This is a genomic window from Arthrobacter sp. AOP29-A2-19 (assembly GCF_058138025.1).
In genome coordinates this window covers 3,442,273-3,456,635 of the sequence record NZ_CM176894.1, presented here as the reverse complement: position 1 = coordinate 3,456,635, position 14,363 = coordinate 3,442,273, and the positions used below count along the sequence as shown (strand labels likewise).

Annotated in this window: 15 protein-coding genes; 2 read left to right on the top strand and 13 right to left on the bottom strand. The window is 69.0% G+C overall.

Going from position 1 to position 14,363, the window contains the following annotated elements:
- Nucleotides 1–156 precede the first annotated feature (156 nt).
- The 13 genes from rplI to AC3ZJJ_RS15905 all read right to left on the bottom strand — a co-directional run bounded on the left by rplI (nt 157) and on the right by AC3ZJJ_RS15905 (nt 12,095).
- Nucleotides 157–609 (bottom strand): 50S ribosomal protein L9, encoded by a 453-nt coding sequence (gene rplI / locus AC3ZJJ_RS15965; RefSeq protein WP_489892798.1) that lies wholly within the window; start codon nt 607–609, stop codon nt 157–159.
- Between the two features lie 15 nt (nt 610–624).
- Nucleotides 625–864 (bottom strand): 30S ribosomal protein S18, encoded by a 240-nt coding sequence (rpsR, locus tag AC3ZJJ_RS15960; RefSeq protein WP_489892797.1) that lies wholly within the window; start codon nt 862–864, stop codon nt 625–627.
- A gap of 63 nt (nt 865–927) precedes the next feature.
- Entirely contained in the window at nt 928–1,524 is a 597-nt protein-coding gene (locus AC3ZJJ_RS15955) for a single-stranded DNA-binding protein (RefSeq protein ID WP_489892796.1), read from the bottom strand.
- Between the two features lie 42 nt (nt 1,525–1,566).
- Nucleotides 1,567–1,872 carry a 30S ribosomal protein S6 gene (gene rpsF / locus AC3ZJJ_RS15950; protein ID WP_489892795.1) on the bottom strand — a complete coding sequence of 102 codons (306 nt, stop codon included), beginning with the start codon at nt 1,870–1,872 and terminating at the stop codon, nt 1,567–1,569.
- A gap of 254 nt (nt 1,873–2,126) precedes the next feature.
- Entirely contained in the window at nt 2,127–4,250 is a 2,124-nt protein-coding gene (locus AC3ZJJ_RS15945; RefSeq protein WP_489892794.1) for an acyltransferase family protein, read from the bottom strand.
- 73 nt (nt 4,251–4,323) lie between these two features.
- A complete protein-coding gene (locus AC3ZJJ_RS15940; protein ID WP_489892793.1) occupies nt 4,324–4,926 on the bottom strand; it encodes a GNAT family N-acetyltransferase in 603 nt (200 codons plus the stop codon).
- A 25-nt stretch (nt 4,927–4,951) separates the two neighbouring features.
- Complete coding sequence (locus AC3ZJJ_RS15935) at nt 4,952–6,232, bottom strand: M18 family aminopeptidase (RefSeq protein ID WP_489892792.1); 1,281 nt, start codon at nt 6,230–6,232, stop codon at nt 4,952–4,954.
- Nucleotides 6,222–6,437, bottom strand: coding sequence for a hypothetical protein (locus AC3ZJJ_RS15930; RefSeq protein WP_489892791.1), 216 nt, complete (start codon nt 6,435–6,437; stop codon nt 6,222–6,224). The genes AC3ZJJ_RS15935 and AC3ZJJ_RS15930 overlap by 11 nt, the downstream gene beginning before the upstream one ends.
- A gap of 9 nt (nt 6,438–6,446) precedes the next feature.
- Nucleotides 6,447–7,124 (bottom strand): response regulator, encoded by a 678-nt coding sequence (locus tag AC3ZJJ_RS15925; protein ID WP_489895873.1) that lies wholly within the window; start codon nt 7,122–7,124, stop codon nt 6,447–6,449.
- A gap of 82 nt (nt 7,125–7,206) precedes the next feature.
- A complete protein-coding gene (locus tag AC3ZJJ_RS15920) occupies nt 7,207–8,529 on the bottom strand; it encodes a sensor histidine kinase (protein WP_489892790.1) in 1,323 nt (440 codons plus the stop codon).
- Between the two features lie 127 nt (nt 8,530–8,656).
- Complete coding sequence (locus AC3ZJJ_RS15915) at nt 8,657–9,523, bottom strand: ABC transporter permease (protein ID WP_489892789.1); 867 nt, start codon at nt 9,521–9,523, stop codon at nt 8,657–8,659.
- Nucleotides 9,520–10,482 (bottom strand): ABC transporter ATP-binding protein, encoded by a 963-nt coding sequence (locus tag AC3ZJJ_RS15910; protein ID WP_489892788.1) that lies wholly within the window; start codon nt 10,480–10,482, stop codon nt 9,520–9,522. Before AC3ZJJ_RS15910 ends, AC3ZJJ_RS15915 begins: the two co-directional genes overlap by 4 nt.
- 80 nt (nt 10,483–10,562) lie before the next feature.
- Nucleotides 10,563–12,095, bottom strand: a complete 1,533-nt coding sequence (locus AC3ZJJ_RS15905) for a glycosyltransferase family 87 protein (RefSeq protein WP_489892787.1) — start codon at nt 12,093–12,095, stop codon at nt 10,563–10,565.
- 110 nt (nt 12,096–12,205) lie between these two features.
- On the opposite strand from AC3ZJJ_RS15905, the gene AC3ZJJ_RS15900 reads away from it, so the two are divergent.
- On the top strand, nt 12,206–13,465 hold the full coding sequence (locus AC3ZJJ_RS15900; protein WP_489895871.1) for a cytidylyltransferase domain-containing protein: 1,260 nt from the start codon (nt 12,206–12,208) through the stop codon (nt 13,463–13,465).
- Nucleotides 13,462–14,358: an N-acetylneuraminate synthase family protein gene (locus AC3ZJJ_RS15895; protein WP_489892786.1), complete on the top strand. Its 897-nt coding sequence runs from the start codon at nt 13,462–13,464 to the stop codon at nt 14,356–14,358. Before AC3ZJJ_RS15900 ends, AC3ZJJ_RS15895 begins: the two co-directional genes overlap by 4 nt.
- The last annotated feature ends 5 nt before the right edge of the window (nt 14,359–14,363 follow it).

Sequence of the window (14,363 nt, the reverse complement as noted above, 5' to 3'; positions counted from 1 at the left end):
CCTACAACGCTAGGCTTCCCCCTTGGACGAGGTCAAAAGTCCGGCGCAACATTTCGCAAGGAAACGCGAAAGGGCCCCGCCTTGCGGCGGGGCCCTTTCACGGTCTACCGGGCGCTGCGTCGGAACGTGTTCCGTCGCCGTGCTCGGCTACTATTGCTACTTTGCCGCGACGACCTGAAGGTCGAGCGTGGCGGATACGTCCTCGTGCAGTCGCACGGTCGCCTGGTAGTTGCCGGTCGACTTGATGTGTTCCGGCATCTCGACCTTGCGCTTGTCGATGGAGCCGAGGCCCGCGGCCTCGACTGCCTTCGCGATGTCCTCGGCCTTGACGGTACCGAACAGACGACCGGACGCGCCGGCCTTGACGGTGACCTTGACCGGCTTGGCGGACAGCGAGGCAGCAAGCTGCTGCGCGTCCTCCAGGTTCGCAACGGCGCGAGCGGCACGGCCGGCCTTGATGGACTCGACCTGCTTCTCGCCACCCTTGGTCCAGGTCAGGGCGAAGCCGCGGGGAAGAAGGTAGTTACGGGCGTAACCGTTCTTCACCTCGACAATGTCGCCTGCTGCACCGAGACCGGTGACTTCGTGGGTCAGAATGAGCTTTGCCATGTTGGTATCCCTTCCTTAGCCGCGGCCAGCGCCGGAGTAAGGCAGCAGGGCAACTTCGCGCGCGTTCTTGATGGCCTGGGCGATCTTGCGCTGCTCCTGGACGGTGACGCCAGTGACGCGACGCGCACGGATCTTTCCGCGGTCGGAGATGAACTTGCGCAGCAATGCGACGTCCTTGTAGTCGATGACCTTAACGTCAGCGGCCTTAAGGGGGTTGGACTTTGGTTTGGGCTTACGGAGTTCAGCCTTAGCCATCGTGGAGCTCCTTTGATCTGGTGGAGCCCGCAGAAAGGTTCTGCGGGATGGTGAATATGTTTGTTAGAAAGGCGGTTCGTCGGAGCCGGGGTTGTTGCCCCAGCCACCGCCGCCGGAGGACGACGAGGCCCACGGGTCTTCCGCCGGGGCGTTCCAGTTTCCACCGGAGTTACCGCCCGCGTTTCCGCCCGAGTTCCCGGCGTTTCCGCCACCGAACCCGCCGGACTGGCCCGCGTTGCCGCCGCCGAATCCGCCGGAGTTTCCGCCGCCGAAGCCACCGCCTCCACCGCCGGAGCGCTGGGTGCGGGTGACCTTGGCGGAGGCGTACCGGAGCGAGGGGCCGATTTCGTCGACCTCAAGCTCGGAGACGGTTCGCTTTTCGCCTTCCTTGGTTTCGTAGGAACGCGACTTCAGCCGACCCTGGGCGACTACTCGCATGCCCTTGGTCAGCGTCTCGGCGACATTCTCGGCAGCCTCGCGCCACACCGATGCGCGGAGGAACAGCGTTTCGCCGTCCTTCCACTCGTTGGTCTGGCGGTCGAAGGTCCGCGGGGTGGAAGCGATGGTGAAGTTCGCCACCGCCGATCCCGACGGGGTGAAACGAAGTTCCGGGTCACCGGTGAGATTACCGATGACCGTGATGATGGTCTCGCCTGCCATTGGTGCCTCCTGTTGTCGGTCTCTACGTGAGGGAGCCGCAGACTACTCTGCGGAAACCTTCTGCTCTTCCGGACGGGTGATCTTGGTGCGCATGATGGTCTCGTTGAGAGACAGCTGGCGGTCAAGTTCCGCGGAAGTCGCCGGGGTGGCGGTGAAGTTGACGACGGCGTAGATGGCCTCGGTCTTCTTCTGGATTTCGTAGGCCAGACGACGGCGGCCCCAGATGTCGACGTTGTCGATGGTCCCGCCATCGTTGCGGACGACGTCCAGGAACTTGCCGAGAGTCGGCTCCACGGTACGCTCATCGACCTCGGGATCGATCAGTACCATCAATTCGTATTTACGCATGTGAACCCACCTCCTTTGGGCTAAACGGTCACGGTCTTTCCGTAACAGGAGGTTCTTTGCGTTGGCTGGCGCCACGCCCGACTGCGGGCACGGCGGAAACAGCCTGAACCATCCTACCGGATGTCCGAAGCCCACCCTAACGCCGGTCCCGGCGGCGGCGGCGCCGTCACGGCCGCCCTGTGGAAGGCCGCGCAGCGCCCGGGGATGTGGAGGGCGATGCCCCGCCGCCGGAGGCGGAGGATCCGCGGCGATGGCTAGGGCTTCAGCCCGTCCGCCCGCATCGCCGCGAGGAGGCGTTCGGTGAAGACCGGGACCAGCGTCCGCACGTAGGTGTCGGACAGGTGGTGGTGGTCCCGGTAAACCAGCACGTTCCCGATCAGGGCCGGACAGAAACCGTCGACGCAGAACTGGTCCGTGAAGTCCAAGACGTTCGCCCTCGGCTCCCGCCGGCCGGCCTCGAGGGTCGCGTCCGTGTGCTCCAGCGCGTCGGACTGCGACCGCCCGCAGTCCTCGGGGCTGTCCGGGTTCGCGGCCACGCAATCGCGCGGATATTCGTCGCGGCCCGGCCGGGGATTGTCCACGATCGGGTACACGGGAATTCCCGCGTCCTCGAGCGCGGACCAGTACTCGGCAAAACCGCCGGCCGCGTCCCCCGCGAACGTGGAACCCGCCCAGTTGCCCGTCACCACAGCGTCAACGTCGCCGCGCTCCACGATCCTCCGCAGCGTGGCCGCGTTCGCCCCGGCGCAGGAGATCCCGCCCTCCACTTCGGCCGTCCGCCTGGCCGCACTGAACGGGCAGGAGGACTTCAGATAGGTCACCAGCGTCCAGCCCCGCTCCTTGGCGGCCTCCGCCATGGCCTGGTACCAGTGGCCAGCGTGGGAGTCGCCCACCAGCGCGACGGTCAGGCCGCCAGCGGAGTTCCCGAACTCGCACTCCTTGGTGGTCGGTGCAGCCGGGTCCTGAACACACTCGCCCAGGGCGGGACGGTCCGCCGGGGCGGCCGCGGGGGCCGGCACAATGGCGCGGCTGCCGCCGGCGTAGGCCGGGGCTCCGGCCGGGATGGACCCCGCCCCCAAACCGGATGGAGGCGCCGCCAAGAGCTGCTCGGCGGCGGCACGCTCGGCCGCCAGCAGGCGTTCCTGCCGGATGCCCGGCACGGTGGACAGCGAAGCCACCACCGCCACCGCGACGGCGCCGGCAACGAGCGCCGTCCGCGTCGAGCGGACCAGCGGCGCAAACGTCCGGGCCGGCACCTCGATCCAACGGTGGCTCGCGGCGGCGAGCAGCAGGGACAGCGCCAGAAGGCCAAGGCTCTCCCACGGGCCCGGATCACCTCCGGACACGGTTGCGTGGAAGACCACCGCGGGCCAGTGCCAGAGATAGAGCGAATAGGAGACGTTGCCCGTCCACTGCACCGGGCGGAGGTCCACGACGCGGTGCACCGACAGGGCGCCGGCCGTGCGGCCGGCGAGGATCACGGCGACGGTTCCCAGGACCGGCAGGGCGGCGGCCGCCCCGGGGAACGGCGTTCCGGCGTCGTACAGGAACGCTGAGGCCGCGATGGCCGCCAGGCCGGCCAGGGCCAACAGGCTGCGGGACGTGCCACCGGTTGCCCACCGGGGCGCCCGCCACGTGGAGTGGGAACCCCGGAGAATACCGGCGGCGAGGAGTCCTCCCGCGCCCAATTCCCAGACGCGCGTGGGAGTCACGAAGTAGGCCGCCGGATCGCCGGCGGATGTCAGCGCGATGCTGTGGGCCAGCGAGGCGCACACCACCACGCCGAAGATTGCCAGCGCTATTGACGGCATCCGGCGTCGATCCCCCAGACGGCGGGCCGCGCCCGGCGAGCCCGCGCCCGCCCGACGGCGCAGCGCCAAGGCCGCCGCGGCCACAACCAGTAACGGCCAGACCAGGTAAAACTGTTCCTCCACGCCCAGCGACCAGAAGTGCTGCAGTGCCGTGGGCGGATTTTCCGCCGCGAGGTAGTCGACCGAATCCGCGGCCAGTACCCAGTTCTGCACGGAGAACACGGACGCGAGCGCCTGCCGTCCCACGGTCTCCCACTGCGTCGACGGGGAGAGCGCGAGGGACAGCGCAACGACGGCGGCAATGGTCGCCAAGGAGGCCGGCAGGATGCGCCGCACGCGTCCGGCCCAGAACCGCGGCAGGTCGATCCTTCCCGTTTCCCCGGCCTCACGCAACAGGTGTCCGGTGATGAGGAAACCGGAGATCACAAAAAACACGTCGACGCCGACGAACCCGCCCGGAACGACGCGCGGCTCCAGGTGGTAGGCGACGACGAGCAGGACCGCCAGGGCTCGGAGGGCCTGAACCTCCGGGAGGAATCGCCGTGCCGGCCGCTGTGGTTCGCTCATGGCCAGCAATCCAAGCAGAGGCCGGTGAACGCGCGGTTAAGCCGGGGTGGCCGCCGGCGGCGCTCACGGCGGACTAGGCCGAGTCCGCGTCCACCCAGTCGCGCAACAGCGCGCACATCGTGATCGCGTCGATGCGCACGCCGTCGAACACGTGGGCCGCCATGCGGCGGCCCTCGACCACGAAGCCCGCCTTTTCGTAGACCCGCAGCGCACGGGGATTGCACGAGTAGACCTCCAGCCCGATCCGGAACAGGTCGGTCTGCGTGAACGCGTACTCGAGCAGCAGGCGCACGGACGCCGTGCCCAGACCCCGGTCGCGGCCGGCGGGCCCCAGCAGGATGCGCAGGTTGCAGGCCTGGTTTGCCGGCTCCCAGTCGTTGAGGACGATCTCGCCGACACATGTCCCGGTGGCCGTGTCGACGACGGCGAGGTCGAGCCGGTCGGCCTGCTGCGCACGCGTTCGGTACCACTTCCGCGTCCCCTCGTCGAGGACGGGGGTGGCGGAGGCGAGCTCCCCGGTGCTGTGGACGCTGCCGGTCAGCCGCAGCACGTCCGGGTCGGCGAGGATGGGTCCCATGGCGTCGATGTCCGCGTCCGTGAACGGGCGCAGCAGGAACCCGTCCCCCCGCAGGGTCGGCTTGTGCGTGAAGATGGTCTCCGGCTTCACCTTGGACATGCTCGCTCCCGGTGGTTGTGGATTGTCAGTCCCGGAAAAAGGCTTCGGCTACCTTGGACAGGCCCAGCGGGTCCTCCACGCCGCACATCTCGCGCGCGGAGTGCATCGAGAGCAAGGCGATGCCGACGTCGAGCGTGCGGATGCCGAGTCGGGTCGCCGTGAGCGGCCCGATCGTGGAACCGCACGGCAGCGCGTTGTTGGAGACGAACTCCTGGTAGGGGACGCCGGCCCGGTCGCTCAGGCGCGACCAGAGGGCCGCGCCGTGCGCGTCCGTCGTGTAGCGCTGGTTGGCGTTGATCTTCAGCAGCGGCCCGCGGCCCGGCAGCGGGCGGTTGGCCGGATCGTGCCGCTCGCCGTAGTTGGGGTGCACCGCGTGCCCGGCGTCGGCGGAGACGCACACGGAGTCCGCGTAGGCCCGGGCACGCTCGTCGGCTCCCGCGCCCAGGCCTGAGGAGACGCGTTCGAGGACCTCCTGAAGGAACGGACCGCAGGCGCCGGAGCGCGACGCGGAGCCCACCTCCTCGTGGTCGAAGGCCGCCAATACCGCGATGCGGTTTCCTCCCCCGGCGGAGCGGTGCCGGATCAGGGCGGCGAGCGACGCGTGGACGGACGAGAGGTTGTCCAGGCGGCCGGAGGCGAAGAACTCACCGTCGGCGCCGAAGACCGCGGGCGGCTGGGTGTCCGCGAGCACGACGTCGTAGCCGCCGATGTCGGCCGGGTCCAATCCGGCGGACTCGGCCAGGACGCCCAGCACGTCGGCCTCGGACGGTTCGCCGAGGCCCCACACGGGGTTCATGTGCCGCTGCTTGTCCAGCGTGAGGCCGTCGTTGACGTTGCGGTCCAGATGGATGGCTAGCTGGGGGAAGCGCAGCAGGGGGCCGGTCCGCACCAGGTGCTCGGACCCGTCGCGCGTCACCACGCGACCGGCGAGCAGGAGTTCGCGGTCCAGCCAGGAATTCAGGAGCGGCCCGCCGTAGACCTCGACCCCGGCCTGGAGCCAGCCGTCGCGGCCGATCGTGGCCTTTGGCTTGAGCTTGAAGGATGGCGAGTCGGTGTGGGAACCAAGGATGTGGAAGCCGGTGTCCGGCCCGGCGCCCTCCGGCACCACCCAGGCGATGATGGCGCCGTCCCGCACGGTGTACCGCGCGCCTGGCGTGCCCTGCCACGCGTCGCGCTCCGAGAGGCGCACAAAACCGGCGTCGTCGAGGCGTTGCGCGGCCTCCGCGACCGCGTGGAAGCTCGATGGCGAGGCCGTGACGAAGTGTCCCAGATCCTCGACGTGTTCCAGCGCGGCGCTATGGGGCATGTCCATCCTTGGGTCCGTCTGCGGGGTGGTTCCGCGGGGCCCCCGGGCCCTGCCGGTACCGGGCGAAGGCCATGGCGGCCACGCCCACCACGATGCTACTCCAGCCTGCGGGCACCCAGCCGAGGACCCAGACGAGGAAGGCGCCCCCGGCGAGCAGTATCACGGCGAGCATAAACCAGGGGCTGCGGAGGAACTCGATGTCCATTCCGGCGCCCTAGAAGTCCAGGCCCTGGCTGGGCACGACCAGGCCGGTCTCATAGGCGTAGACCACGGCCTGCACGCGGTCGCGCAGGTGCAGTTTCGTCAGGATGCGGCGCACGTGGGTCTTGACGGTGGCCTCCGACAGGAAAAACCGGTGGGCGATCTCGGCGTTGGACAGGCCCTCGGCAATGGTGCCGAGGACCTCCAGCTCGCGCGGTGTGAGGTCCTCCAGCAGCGGGTCCCGCTCCGCCGGGGCGGAGAGCGCGCCCGAGCCGCGGGTTCCGGGCTCGCCGCCGCCCGACCTGCCTCCAGTGGAACGGACGTAGGTCTCCAGCAGGCGCTGGGTCACGCGGGGGGCAACCACGGCGTCTCCGCTGGCCACGAGCCGGACCGCGTTGACGAGCTCCGACGGGGCCACGTCCTTGAGCAGGAACGCGGACGCCCCGGCCTGGAGGCCGGCGAACGCGTACTCGTCCAGGTCGAACGTGGTCAGGATGATGATGCGGGCATCGGCGTTCGCCTCGGCGATCCTGCGCGTCGCCTCGATGCCGTCCATGGTGGGCATGCGCACGTCCATCAGGACCACGTCCGGCCGCAATTCCGCGGCCCGCTGCACCCCCTCCTGGCCGTCGGACGCCTCGCCGACGATGCGCAGGTCGTCCTCCCCCTCGAGGATCAGCCGGAACCCCATGCGGAGCAGGGGCTGATCGTCCACGAGGAGCACGCGGATGGCGTCCCCCGGTCCCGACTGTTTTGCCGGAACGGGTCCCGGGTCAGCGGCTGCCTGCTTGCTCATCTTTTTTCTCCCCCTTGTTGGTTCTTTGGATCTGGTCGTCTTCGGGGGCGGTCAGGATCGCGTGGACCACCCAGCCGCCCTGGGGCCCGGGGCCCGCGTAGACGGACCCGTCGTAGATGGACGTTCGCTCGGCGATGCCCTTGAGGCCCTGGCCGCTGCCGATGGTCTCGCGGGCCGATCCGGCCTGCTGGCCGTTGTCTGTGACCTTGATGCGGACCGTCTGGCCCTCGCGGGACACCTCCACGCCCACCCGGGTCACGGCGCGGCCGTAGCGCAGCACGTTGGTCAGCGATTCCTGCACGATCCGGTAGACGGTGAGCTGGAAGGCCGCGTCGGCGGGCAGTTCGGGGCCGGCGTGGCTGAAGCGCAGGGGCACTCCGGCCACGCGGAAACCCTCAAGCATCTCCCGCAAGGAGGACGACGCCGGCTGCGGCGCCAGGGGTGCGTTGGAGCCGTCCCTGAGGACCCCGATCACGCGCCTCATGTCCGCCAGCGCGCCCCGGCCGGTCGACGAGAGTTCACTCAGGACCTCCGCCGCGCGGTCCGGATGGCGCTTGAGAACCACGGCGGCGCCGTCGGAGAGTGCGATCATGACGGACAGCGAGTGCGCCACCACATCGTGCATCTCGCGGGCGATGCGGTTTCGTTCGGTCGCCTGCGCCAGGGTCTGGACCCGTCGTCCCCAATTGGCCAGCTCGGCGTCGTGGAGCCGGTTGTTGCGGACGGCCGCACCGATCGCGACAGCCGCCAGGTTGAGCGCCAGCATAAAAGCCGCGACGAACCAGACCGTGTCGGGCGGCAGCTCCTCGCCGTCCAGGACGTTCCGCGCGTCGACGGCCGGGCCCATCAGGAACGGATACACCCACACCACCAGAGTCATGATCTCGACCGCGCTGATCAGCACCGCTAATGTGAACATGCGCCGAGCGGTATATCTCGTGGCGGCCGTGTAGAGCGCGACCCACAGGCCCACGCCGGCGGGGCTGTCCACAGGGTTGGTGAACAGCGCGGCGCTTTCCAGCACGAACACCAGAGCCAGCACCAGCAACGCGCGGCGCCGGCGGAAGAAGAGCAGCCCGGCGATCAGCAGCGTTACGGCCAGCTCGAGCCACCGGCCGCCGGGGTCCGCGAAGAGGATCGGGACAATGGTGGCGCCCAGGTAGCCGGCGCAGACCAAACCGTCGACCACCAGCGGGTGTTCGCGCAGGTAGCGGCGCAACGGACCGCGGCGCCGCTCGGTGAGCTCGGCGAAGGTGACATCCGGGGTCCCCAAGCCTTCTTGCGGCCGCTCTGTGGTCATGGTGCGAGCTTAGCTTTCGGGAGGGTTGCCGGATGACGGAAGACCGCGGGGACGACGGCCGTTCGTTCCGTCGTCCCCGCGGCAGCTGTTGGCGCCGCGCGGTGGGGCACCGTGCCGGGAAGGCCGGTCAGATGTCCCGGCGCTGCGCGACGATGCCGGCCACGGTCAACGGCACCAGGACCCAGGCGCCGAGCACAAGCGCCGACTGCCACTTTTCCAGAGCGTCGGGTGCCGTCTGCGCCGCCAGCAGGTTGCTGTACGCGGCGTCCGGGATGAACCGGATGGCCTTCGCCCAGAACTCGCCAGGCAGCAGGCTGAAGGCGATCGGGAGCACAAACGTCAGGCCGGCCAGCGTCACGATGCCGCCCGCGGAGTTGCGCAGCAGGGAACCGAGGGAAAAGCCGATCAGGCCGATGGCCGCAACGTAGACCGCCGAGAGCCACAGGCTCCGCTGGAAGCCCTCGGACGCGAAGTCCAGGGGGATCCCATAGTTCGTGGTGATGGGCTTGATGACCACGAACGCGATCAGGATGGACACCGCGGCCACGAGGAAGGCGACGAATGCGACGAGCAGTGCCTTGGCCAGGAACACGGGGTGCCGCTTGGGCACGGCCGCATAGGTGGCCCGCGCCATGCCGGTGGCATACTCCGAACTCATCACCAGGACCGCAAGGGATCCCACGATCAGTTGGGCGAAGATCACTCCGCCGGCCGCGACGCTGTCCGCGGCACCCTCAACCTCGCCCGCGGCGGAACCCATCTCCGGGTTGTTTGCCGCGGCCTCGAAAAAGGTGCCGATCGCCCACGCGTTGAGTGCGGCGAAGCCAACCATCACGAGCACGGTGCACAGGACCAGTACCAACGTGGACGGCACGGAAGAGAACTTGATGAACTCGGACCGCAGGACGCGTCCAAAGTTGGTGTTTCCGCCGTGGTGGGCCGTGTCCCGGACGAGGTCCCCGCGGGTGGTGGATTCCAGTGTTGCCATGGTCATGCCTGCTTTCCTGCGGAGAATCCGTCTTCGGTGGCGGCGGGGGCCGCCGGCCCCTGGGTGCCGGAGTGGTACTCGACGTCGTTCTTGGTCAGTTCCATGTAGGCCTCCTCGAGCGACGCCTGGAGCGGGGTGAGCTCGTGGACCACCACCCGGTGCTCCAGCGCCCGCCGCGCGATGTCCCGAGCCGGCGCGCCGGAGACCTCGAGGGTTTCGCCGTCCACGACGGTGACCTGGACGTGCGGGGCGGTCAGCGCGCGGACCAGTTCGTCCGGCTGGTCCGTCTTGACCCGGGTGCGGGTCAGGTTGCGGCCGCTGAGGATTTCGGCGATCGGGGCGTCGGCGATCAGGCGCCCCCGACCGATCACGATGAGGTGGTCCGCCGTGACCGCCATTTCGCTCATCAGGTGCGAGGACAGGAACACGGTGCGACCCTCGGCGGCCAGCCCGCGGGCGAGGTTGCGGACCCACAGCACACCCTCCGGGTCCAGCCCGTTGACCGGTTCGTCGAGTATCAGGGTCTGCGGATCGCCCAGCAGTGCCGCGGCAATGCCGAGCCGCTGGCCCATGCCGAGCGAGAAGCCGCCCACGCGCTTGCGGGCCACGGACTGCAGTCCGGTGAGTTCGATAACCTCGTCGACGCGACGGTTGGGGATGCCGTGGGTTGCGGCGAGCGAACGCAGGTGGTTACGGGCGCTGCGGGACTTGTGGACCGCCTTCGCCTCAAGGAGCGCGCCGACTTCGCGCAACGGCGCCGGATGCTCGGAGAACCGCTTGCCGTTCACCGTCACGGACCCCGCCGTGGGGCGGTCCAGCCCCATGACCATGCGCATGGTGGTGGACTTGCCGGCGCCGTTGGGCCCGAGGAAGCCGGTGACGCGGCCGGGCTGCACGTTGAAGCTGATGCCGTCGACGGCATGCTTAGAGCCGAAGGACTTGGCGAGAGAGGTTGCCTGGATCATGTCTCAAGGCTACGGACGGCTCCGCCCGCCGTCGCCGCCCCAATGGATGATCTTTGGGTGGCGCCAGTCCCCCTTCAGGACTAGGGGTTGTCCCGGAGCCGACCCCGGAGGCGCAGACCTCGCCCGGCGCGCTTGAGGAACTCCGCGTCGGGCAGACCGGCGAAGGGGCCGGCCTGCGGATCGTCCTGTCCGACGCGGCGGACGGGGTCGTACTCGGGATGCAGCATGCTGTGCGCCACGCGGTACATGATGTATGCCGTGGCGAGCATGTGCGCCGCCACGGCGTACACGTAGAAGGCCTCGGGGAAGGTGTTTTGAGGCTGGATGTCCGCCGTGGAGGCGTACAGGTACATCCAGATGGCCCAGAAGTGGAGCGCCTCCACCAGTTGCCACACGAGGAAGTCGCGCCAGCGCGGCCAAGCGAGGGCCGCCAGCGGGATGAGCCAGACAACGAACTGCGGCGAGTACACCTTGTTGAACAGGACGAACGCCGCGACGGTCAGGAACAGCAGCTGTGCCATCCGTGGGCGGCGTGGAGCGGCCAGTCCCAGCACGGCGATGCCGGCGCAACTGGCGGCGAAGAGCCAGAACCCCGCCGCGTTGATGGCTTCCGCTCCCAAGAGCGGCGCTCCCGGCAGAACCGCGGCCGCGACGTTCCACGCGTGCCAGAGGGAGGAGAGCCCGGCCTCCCGTTCCCGCGTGAACTGCAGGAAGTAGAGCCAGGACTCGAAGTTGGTCAGCATAAAGGGGAGGTTGACGGCCAGCCAAGACGCCGCGGCTCCGCCGAGCGTCGCCAGCAGCGGCTTGGCCCGCCCGGTGCGCAGGGCCAGCACAAGGACGGCCCCCAGGAAGAGGACCGGGTACAACTTCATCGACGCCCCCAATCCCACAAGCACACCGGCGAGGAACGGTTCGTTCCGGGCGAAGGCGAGGAGTGCCAGCGCAAGCAGTGCCACCGCCCACATGTCCCAGTTGATGGTCGAGGCGAGGATGATTCCCGGCGCCAGCGCCACCATTGCCGCGTCCCACGGCCTCCTCCCGGCGCTGCGTGCCGTGGCCAGGACCGTGACCAGCCACAGCAGGGAGACAAAGAAGACGTTGAGGTCGAAGAACGCCAGGGACCTGTCGTAGTCGCCGGGCACGACCATCAGCGCCGTAAGGCTGGCCACGACGGACATCAGGACCGGGTATTCGAACTGGGATCCCGCCGCGAAGGGGGCGAAGGCGTTCTCGGCGAAGCCGCGGGCGTGGAACAGTGCCGGCCAGTCCGAGTAGCACGCCCAGATGTACGAATTGGATCCGCCCCAACCGAGGGTTCGGCACATGTTCTTCGCCAGGACGGCCACGACGGCGGCGACCACCGTCAGCAACACCAAGACCCGTTCAACCGTCCAGAATCCCGGGGACTGCCGTCCGGGATCCGCGTGGCGTCCCAGCGGCCCGCCGACAACCTCCACCAACCGGCGCAGCACCGGATCGTTGCGGGTGGGCACCGTGATGCGCAGCGGACCCAGCGACGCTCTGGGCGCGGGCTCCCGGGGCGTGCCGGCCCCTTCCGGGGGGCGCGCGCCGTGCCGCTTCGCCGGGGTGCCACGGGTGGTTGGGTGCGCCATGTGTTTCAGCCTACTGGCCACCGCCGTTCGCGATGGTTCGCTGATCATCACCGGCAGTTCACCTGGATGACGGTGGCGATTAACACTGCCTCCCTAGCGTCCAATAGGTGATGCAAAACGAACCCGCCCGGGTGCTTGTTGTGATCCCCGCACGCGGCGGATCCAAGGGCATCCCACTGAAGAACCTCAAGCCGGTGGCCGGCCGATCCCTGGTTGCCAGGGCCGTTGAGGCCGCGCTGCGCGCCCCGTCGGTGACCGACGTCGTCGTGAGCACCGACCACGCGGACATCGCCGTCGAGGCCCGGCGCCACGGCGCCCGGGTGGTTCAGCGGCCACCCCATCTTTCCGGAGACGAGGCGTCGAGCGAATCCGCGGTGTTGCACGCCATGGACGCCGCGCCGCAGGAACCCGACGTCGTTGTGCTGCTGCAGTGCACCTCGCCGTTCATCGATCCCGCGGATCTCGACGAGGCCGTCGTGGCCGTCCTTGCGGGCGGAGCCGACGTCTGCTTCAGCGTCGCCGAGAACCACAACTTCCTGTGGACGCGCGGCGCCGACGGCCGGGTCCACGCCGTGGGACACAGCGCCGACCACCGCCCGCGCCGGCAGGACAGGGAACCGCAGTACAGGGAGACCGGCGCCTTCTACGCAATGCGGGCGGAAGGGTTCCGCGCCGGAGGCCACCGCTTCTTCGGCCGGATCGACCTGCACGTTGTCCCGGCCGACCATGCAACGGAGATCGATTCGCTCGACGACCTCGAACTCGTCGTCGCGTTGGCCTCGCGCGGCGCGGCCAACGGTGCCGCGGACGGGGCCGAGTTCGCCGAGGGTGCCTTCGAGGATCACGAACTCATCGACGTGGACGCCCTTGTCACCGACTTCGACGGTGTGCACACGGACGACCACGCGCTGGTGGCGCAGGACGGCACGGAATACGTGAGCGTCAGCCGCGGGGACGGAATGGGCGTGGCCCGGCTTCGCCGGACCGGCATACGCCAACTCATCCTGTCCACGGAGAAGAACCCCGTGGTCGGGGCGCGCGGCACAAAACTCGGCGTCGAGGTCATGCAGGGCGTGGACGACAAGGCCTCGCGACTGGCGTCCTGGATGCAAACCCACGGGCTGGACCCCAGGCGGGTCGCCTACGTCGGAAACGACGTCAACGATTTGGGCGCCATGGCGGCCGTCGGATGGCCCATCGCGGTCGCCGACGCCCGTCCGGAGGCGCGCAGGGCAGCACGGATTGTGCTGGCGAACAGGGGCGGCCACGGCGCCGTCCGCGAGGTGTGCGAACGCATCCTCGCAGCACAACCAGAGCCGATCGCCATCCCGGCCTCGGCGGAAGCACAACGAAAGGGGCGGTCCGCATGACCACCGAATCCATCACCCGCACGTCGCCTGTCCAGATCGGCGACGTCAAGGTCGGTCCCGGAGAGTCCGTCTACGTCATCGGCGAGATCGGCATCAACCACAACGGCGACATCGACGTCGCGAAGCAGCTCATCGACGTTTCCGTCGCCGCCGGCGCCAACGCCGTCAAGTTCCAGAAGCGCACGCCCGAGATCTCCACGCCCAAGGACATGCGCGACAAGATCCGCTCCACCCCGTGGGGCGACATGACCTACCTGGACTACCGCTACCGCGTCGAGTTCGACGCCGACCAGTACCGGGAGATCCTCTCCTACGCGAAGGACCGTGGACTGCACGCGTTCGCCTCGCCGTGGGACGTCCCCTCGGTCGAGTTCATGGAGCAGCAGGGCGCGGTGACCCACAAGGTCGCCTCGGCCTCCGTCACGGATCTGGAACTGCTCAAGGCCCTCCGCGAGACCGGCAAGCCGATCATCCTCTCCACCGGCATGTCCACGATCGAGCAGATCGACACGGCCGTCGAGACCCTCGGCACCAGCAACCTCGTCATCATGCACGCCACCTCCACCTACCCGCTTCCCGCGGAGGAGGCCAACCTGCGCATGATCAACACGCTGCGGGAGCGCTACCAGGTGCCGGTCGGCTACTCGGGCCACGAGCGCGGACTGCAAATCTCCCTCGCCGCCGTGGCGCTCGGCGCCGTGACGGTGGAGCGCCACATCACCCTGGACCGCACCATGTGGGGCTCGGACCAGGCCTCGTCGCTGGAGCCCAAGGGCTTCGAGTCCCTGGTGCGTGACATCCGCATCCTCGAGGAAGCCATGGGCGACGGCGTCAAGCGCGTCTTCCCGGGCGAGCTGGCACCGCTCTCCCGCCTCCGCCGCGTCGACGCGTAGGTTAG